Annotated in this window: 7 protein-coding genes; all 7 read left to right on the top strand. The window is 74.2% G+C overall.

Going from position 1 to position 6467, the window contains the following annotated elements; genetic code table 11:
- Positions 1–768 (top strand): acyl-CoA carboxylase biotin carboxyl carrier protein subunit (locus AC0CYZ_RS13550; RefSeq protein WP_472216119.1); only part of this gene is annotated, 768 nt, incomplete at its 5' end.
- A complete protein-coding gene (locus tag AC0CYZ_RS13545; RefSeq protein WP_472216117.1) occupies positions 765–2390 on the top strand; it encodes a class I adenylate-forming enzyme family protein in 1626 nt (541 codons plus the stop codon). The genes AC0CYZ_RS13550 and AC0CYZ_RS13545, both read left to right, overlap by 4 nt.
- Positions 2387–3196, top strand: coding sequence for an enoyl-CoA hydratase/isomerase family protein (locus AC0CYZ_RS13540; protein WP_472216116.1), 810 nt, complete (start codon positions 2387–2389; stop codon positions 3194–3196). Before AC0CYZ_RS13545 ends, AC0CYZ_RS13540 begins: the two co-directional genes overlap by 4 nt.
- Complete coding sequence (locus tag AC0CYZ_RS13535; RefSeq protein ID WP_472216114.1) at positions 3193–4701, top strand: class I adenylate-forming enzyme family protein; 1509 nt, start codon at positions 3193–3195, stop codon at positions 4699–4701. Before AC0CYZ_RS13540 ends, AC0CYZ_RS13535 begins: the two co-directional genes overlap by 4 nt.
- Positions 4698–5462, top strand: coding sequence for an enoyl-CoA hydratase/isomerase family protein (locus AC0CYZ_RS13530; protein WP_472216112.1), 765 nt, complete (start codon positions 4698–4700; stop codon positions 5460–5462). The genes AC0CYZ_RS13535 and AC0CYZ_RS13530 overlap by 4 nt, the downstream gene beginning before the upstream one ends.
- Positions 5463–5466: 4 nt before the next feature.
- Positions 5467–6264 carry a TIGR03084 family metal-binding protein gene (locus tag AC0CYZ_RS13525; protein WP_472216110.1) on the top strand — a complete coding sequence of 266 codons (798 nt, stop codon included), beginning with the start codon at positions 5467–5469 and terminating at the stop codon, positions 6262–6264.
- 83 nt (positions 6265–6347) lie between these two features.
- Positions 6348–6467 (top strand): acyclic terpene utilization AtuA family protein (locus AC0CYZ_RS13520; RefSeq protein WP_472216121.1); only part of this gene is annotated, 120 nt, incomplete at its 3' end.

Raw genomic sequence — 6467 nt, 5'->3', positions numbered from 1 at the left:
CTCGCGCAGGCCGCGATCCACGGCGTCACCACCAACCGCGACCTGCTCGTCGGCATCCTGCGCGACGCGGAGTTCCTCGCCGGGCGCACCGACACCGGCTACCTGCCGCGGCACCCCGAGCTCGTGCACCCCGAGCCCGACGACGGCGAGGCGGTGCGGGCCGTGGCGGCCGCGCTCGCGCTGCAGGCGCGGCACCGGAGCGAGGCGAAGGTGCTCGGGGGCCTGCCGTCGGGGTGGCGCAACGTCGGGGGGCCGCCGCAGTCGGTGGCCTACGCCGTCGGCGACCGCACGCTCGAGGTCAGCTACGCGTTCCGCCGTGGGGGCCTGACGGCCCAGGTGAACGATTCCGGTCGTCAGGACGACCAGATCCGTGCACATGCGGCGGAGCCGCATGCCGTCGTCCTGGAGGTCGGCGGGGTGCGCCGCGCCTACCGCGTCCACCGCGCCGACGGCCAGACCTTCGTCGACGGACCCGACGGGTCCAGCGCGTTCCGCGACGTCCCCCGCTTCGCCGACCCGAACGCGGTCGCGCACGCCGGGTCGCTGCTCGCGCCCATGCCGGGCACGGTCGTCCGGGTGCTCGCGGCCACCGGGGACGCGGTGACGGCCGGCGCGGCCCTCGTCGTGCTCGAGGCCATGAAGATGGAGCACACGGTCGCGGCCCCGGTCGACGGCGTCGTCGGGGAGATGCACGTCGCGCCGGGCGACCAGGTCGAGACGCGGCAGGTGCTCGCGGTGGTCGAGGAGCCGGTCGAGGCGGCGTCGTGAGTGCGTCCGCGCGCACGCTCACGGCGAGCCCCGACGGTGCTGCGGAGATCGACGCGTCACGCACGCACCCGCTCGTCGAGCAGGCCACCGGGACGACGGTCGACGCGCTCTTCCGCCGCGCCTTCCGCGTGTTCGCCGACCGGGTCGCGGTCACCTCCGACCAGCCCGACGAGTCGCCGTGGACCTACCGGGAGCTGGGCGAGCGCACCGACCGGCTCGCCGCGGGCCTGCACGCCGCGGGGCTGCGCCGCGGGGACCGGCTGGCCGTGCTCTCCGAGACCCGGCCCGAGTACGTCGCGCTCTACACCGCCGCCGCGCGGCTCGGCGTCGCCCTGATCACCCTCAACGTGCGGCTGCACCCCGACGAGCTGGCCGCGATCGTCGCGAGCGCCCGCCCCTCCGCGCTCGTCACCTCCGGCACCCTTGCGCCGAACGCCACCGCGATCCGCGACCGCGCCCCGTCGGTGGCGGCCTGGTACTCGCTGGACGCGACCCCGGGGTGCTCCCCGCTCCCCCGGTCCGACGCACCACCTCCGGCGCCCGCCGCCCGGCCCGACGACCTGCACGTCGTGCTCTACACCTCCGGCACCACCGGGCCGCCCAAGGGCGCGATGATCACCCAGCAGGCCGCCGCGATCCGCGGGCTCCGGCTCGCGCAGTGGTTCGGGCTGACTCCCGACGACGGGTTCATCGCCTGGGTCCCGATGTTCCACTGCGCCGGCGACGAGTCGCTCTACGGCACGTTGCTCACCGGCGGCCGGTTCGCCTGCCTGCGACGGGCGGACCCGACGCGGATCCTCGACCTCGTCGAGCGCGACCGGCTGAGCTGGACACTGCTGCTGCCCGGCGTCATCACCGACGTGCTGGCCGAGCCGGTCGGGACGCGGAACCTGGACTCGTTCCGCTTCGCGATCGGTTACGCGAACATGATGCCGACGGTGGTCGAGCAGCTCACCGCGAAGTACGGCATCGCGTTCTGCGACGCGTTCGGCCAGACCGAGACCAGCTACGTGCTCGCCCACGGCTTCTCCGGCCCCGGCGAGACCCCGCACCTGCGCAAGACCCCGACGCCGCTGGTCGACGTGCGCATCGTCGATGCTGCGGACCCGGAGATGCACGAGGTCCCCGACGGGACGCCCGGCGAGTGCGTGGTGCGCGGCCCCGGGGTGATGTCGGGCTACCTCGACGACCCCACCGCGACCGACGAGGCGTTCCGCGGCGGCTGGCTGCACACCGGCGACGTGCTGCGCCGCGACGCGGACGGCACGCTCGCGTTCGTCGACCGCGTCAAGTACCTGATCAAGACCGGTGGGGAGAACGTCTACCCCGCCGAGGTCGAGCAGGCGATCGCCGGCCACCCCGGCGTGCAGGAGGTGTGCGCCTACGGCGTCCCGGACGAGCGGTGGGGCGAGACGGTGAAGGTGGCCGTCGTGCGCGCGCCGGGCACCGAGGTCACCGCCGCGGAGATCGTCGAGCGCTGCCGCGAGCACCTCGCGGGCTTCAAGTGCCCCCGCTACGTGGCGTTCCTCGAGGCCGCCGACATCCCACGCAGCACCACCGGCAAGCTGCAGCGCCACGTCCTCGCCGCCCGCGGCGCCGACCCCTCGGAGCGCGTCCGATGAACGACTCCTGCGGGATCGCGACCACCGACCGCGGGCCGGTCCGGATCCTCACCATCGACCGCCCCGCCCGCCGCAACGCCATGGGCACCGCCACGGCCGAGGCCCTCGAGCTGGCGCTGCGCGCGGCCGCCGACGACGAGGACGTCCGCGCCGTCGTGCTCACCGGCACCGGCGGGCACTTCTCGGCCGGCGGCGACGCCGACTCCATCCTCGAGCACATCGCCGGCGACGACCCCGGCCTGCTCGCCCTCATGCGGGCGTTCCACCGGCTCGTCGTCGAGATCTGGGAGTCGCCGCTGCCGGTCGTCGCGGCCGTCTCCGGCATCGCCTACGGCGGCGGGATGAACCTCGCCCTGGCCTGCGACCTCGTCGTGCTGAGCGAGGACGCACGGTTGTGCCAGATCTTCGTCCGGCGCGGCGTCGTGCCCGACGTCGGCGGGGCGTGGCTGCTCCCCCGCCTCGTCGGGATGCAGCGGGCCAAGGAGCTCATGCTGCTCGCCCCGGAGATCGACGCCCGGCACGCCGAGCGGCTCGGCCTGGCCAACGCCGTCGAGCCCGACGCGGACGCGGCGCTGGAGCGGGCCGTCGAGCTCGCCGGGCAGCTGGCCGCGCTCCCGGCGTACACCATCGGACTGTCGAAGAAGCTGATCAACCACTCCGGCGGCGACGACCTGCGCGGCTCGCTGGAGCGCGAGGCCGTCACGCAGGCGGCCGCGCTCCGCTCGTCGGCGGCCACGGAAGGCTTCGAGGCGTTCACGGGAGCGGCACGGCCAGGGGCGAGCGCAGCGACGGGGAGAGAGTCATGAACATCGCCACCCTGCTGCGGCGCGCGGCGCGGGACCACGCCGGCCGCGTCGCGCTCCGGCTCGACGACGTCGAGATCGACTACGCCGGGTTCGCCGACCGGGCGGCCCGGTTCGCGGGGCACCTGCGCGCGAGCGGGATCGGCGAGGGCGAGCGCGTCGCGGTGTTCGCGCCGAACTGCCTGGAGTACCTCGTCGCGCTCCTCGGGGCCTGGCAGGTCGGTGCGGTCGGCGTCCCGCTCAACCACATGTTCCCCGACGCCCCGCTGCGCCACGCGATGACCGACGCCGGCGTGCGCCTCGTCGTCCTCCCGCCCGACGACGTCGAGCGGGTCGAGACCGTGCTCGAGGGCAACACCCCGGCGATGCTCACGACCGGCGCCGACTTCGCGGCGGCGCTGGCGCAGGCCGAGCCCCTCGACGTCGTCGTGCCGCGCCTCGACCACGACGACGCGCTGCTCATGTACACCTCGGGGTCGACCGGCGTGCCCAAGGGCGTGCGCCAGACCCACCGCAACACCGTCGCGCAGGTCGAGGGCGTCATCGACCTCTACGCCCTGACCGGTGACGACCACGTGCTCAACTGCATGCCGATGTTCCACGTCGGCGGACTGCAGCTCGCGAGCCTGCCGGTCCTGCTGCGCGGCGGGCAGATCACCTTCATGCCGCGCTGGGACGTGGTGCGCTGGCTCGAGCTCGTCCAGACGCTGCGGCCCACCTACGGCGGGCTGATCTCCACGATGATGATCGACGTCGGCAACCGGACGGTGCAGGACCCCGTCACGCTCGACTCGTTCCGCATCTGCATGTTCGGCGGCTCGCGCACCCCGACCGCGGCGATCGAGCGGCTGGAGAAGGGCACCGGCATCCAGGGCACGGAGATCTACGGCCAGACCGAGCAGAGCGGGCTCGTCGTGACCTACGCGCCGGGCGAGACCCGCCGTCCGGACTCGATGGGCCGGCCGATGGAGCAGGTCGTGCGCACCCGGCTGGTGCCCGTCGACGGGGCGCCCGATCTCGAGCCGGGCGACCCCGGCGTCGGGGAGCTGTGGGTGCACGGCGATGCGGTGACGCCCGGGTACTGGCGCCAGGAGGCCCCGGAGAAGTGGGCGGTCGACGACGACGGCCGGCGGTGGTTCCGCACCGGCGACCTGATGTCGCGCGACGAGGACGGCTACCTCTACTACGTCGACCGGATCGACGACATGATCGTCTCCGGCGGGGAGAACGTCTTCCCGCAGATGGTCGAGGAGCACCTGGCCGGCCACCCGGACCTCGCGGAGGTCGCGGTGATCGGCACGGCGCACGAGCGGTGGGTGGAGCAGGTGACCGCGGTCGTCGTCCCGAACCGGCCGGGCGTCACCGTCGCGGAGATCGACCACTGGTGCGCCACGCACCCCGACCTGCGCGGCATGCACCGGCCGCGGCGCATCGAGATCGTCGAGGCCCTGCCCCGCACCGGCAGCGGCAAGCTCAACCGGCCCGAACTGCGGAGGATCTTTCCTTGACCAGTGACGTCACCTACGAGGTCGTCGACCGCGTCGCCTGGCTGACCATCGACCGCCCGGAGGCGCGCAACGCGCTGAGCAAGGACGTGCGGGACGGGCTGTGGGAGGGCACGCACCGGTTCGTCGCCGACGACTCGGCGGCCGTCCTGGTGCTGACGGGCGCCGGGGACAAGGCGTTCTGCGCGGGCGGCGACCTCAAGGAGATGGCGGCGGACGCGCTGGAGATCCCGCCGCCGGACTTCCTGCCGCAGTTCGGGCGCAACGTCGACGTACCCAAGCCGACGATCGCGGCCGTCAACGGCGTCGCCTACGCCGGCGGGTTCCTGCTCGCCCAGCAGTGCGACCTCGTCGTGGCCGCCGAGCACGCGCGGTTCGCGGTGTCCGAGGTGAAGGTCGGGCGCGGGTCGCCGTGGGCGGCGCCGCTGTCGTGGCTGGTCCCCCCGCGGGTGGCGCTGGAGATCCTCCTGACCGGGGACCCGGTCGACGCGCACCGCGCCCTGGACGTGGGGCTGGTCAACCACGTGGTCCCGGCCGGCGACCTCCGCGACCGCGCGCAGCAGCTCGCGGCCCGGATCGCGGCCAACGCGCCGCTGTCGGTGCGCGCGGCGAAGCGGACCGCGTACCTGTCGGCCGAGGTGGGTCGTGACGAGGCCTACGAGCGGGCCGAGGAGATCTGGGCGCCGGTGTACCGGTCGGCCGACGCGCAGGAGGGACCGGCGGCCTTCCGCGACAAGCGCACCCCGGTCTGGACGGGGAGGTAGAGCGATGCCGGTGTCGATGACGGCGCTGTGCGACGACCTGGCGGCCGAGTCCGCCGAGCTGCGGGCGGTGCTGGCGGGGCTGTCCGAGGCGGAGTGGACGCAGGACACCCCGGCGGCGGGCTGGACGATCGCCGACCAGGTCTCGCACCTGGCGTACTTCGACGACGTCGCGCTGCGCTCGGCGACCGACCCGGAGGCGTTCGCCGCGGAGAAGGCGCAGATGGACGCCGAGGGCGGGGTCGACCCGGACACCATCGCGGAACGGTTCCGGGATCTGACCGGTTCGCAGCTGCTGACCTGGTTCGACGAGGCCCGGGGCCGGCTGCTCGAGGGCTTCCGCGGGCTCGACCCGTCGACCCGGGTGCCGTGGTTCGGGCCGGCGATGAGCGCGGCGTCGTCGCTCACCGCGCGGATCATGGAGACGTGGGCCCACGCCCAGGACGTCTACGACGCGGTCGGGGCGGTCCACGAACCGTCGTCCCGGCTGCGACACGTCGCGCACATCGGGGTCGGGGCGCGCGCGTTCAGCTACCTCGCGCACGGCCGGGAGATGCCGTCGACACCGGTGCGGGTCGAGCTGAGCGCCCCCGACGGGTCGGTGTGGACGTGGGGTCCCGAGGACGCGTCGGGCCGCATCAGCGGGCCCGCGCTCGACTTCGCGCTGCTCATCACCCAGCGCCGCCACCGCGACGACCTGCGGCTGACCGTCGAGGGTGCGGCCGCCGAGGAGTGGGTGGAGATCGGGCAGGCGTTCGCGGGCGAGCCCGGGACCGGCCGCAAGCCACAAGGAGATGGGCGATGAGCCAGCCGACCACCTCCTCCCCGCGCGAGGGGAACCCTCACGCGGATAGAGCAGCCGAATCTTCCCCTCGCGGGACGCGGGCCGTGCGGATCGGGAACATCTCCGGCTTCTACGGCGACCGGCTGAACGCCGCGCGGGAGATGCTCGACGGGGGCCCGGTCGACGTCCTGTGCGGGGACTACCTGGCCGAGCTGACGATGCTC

The organism is Actinomycetospora sp. (assembly GCF_055612215.1).
The sequence above is the reverse complement of the archived record's forward strand: the minus strand, read 5'-3'. Positions and strand labels throughout refer to the sequence as shown.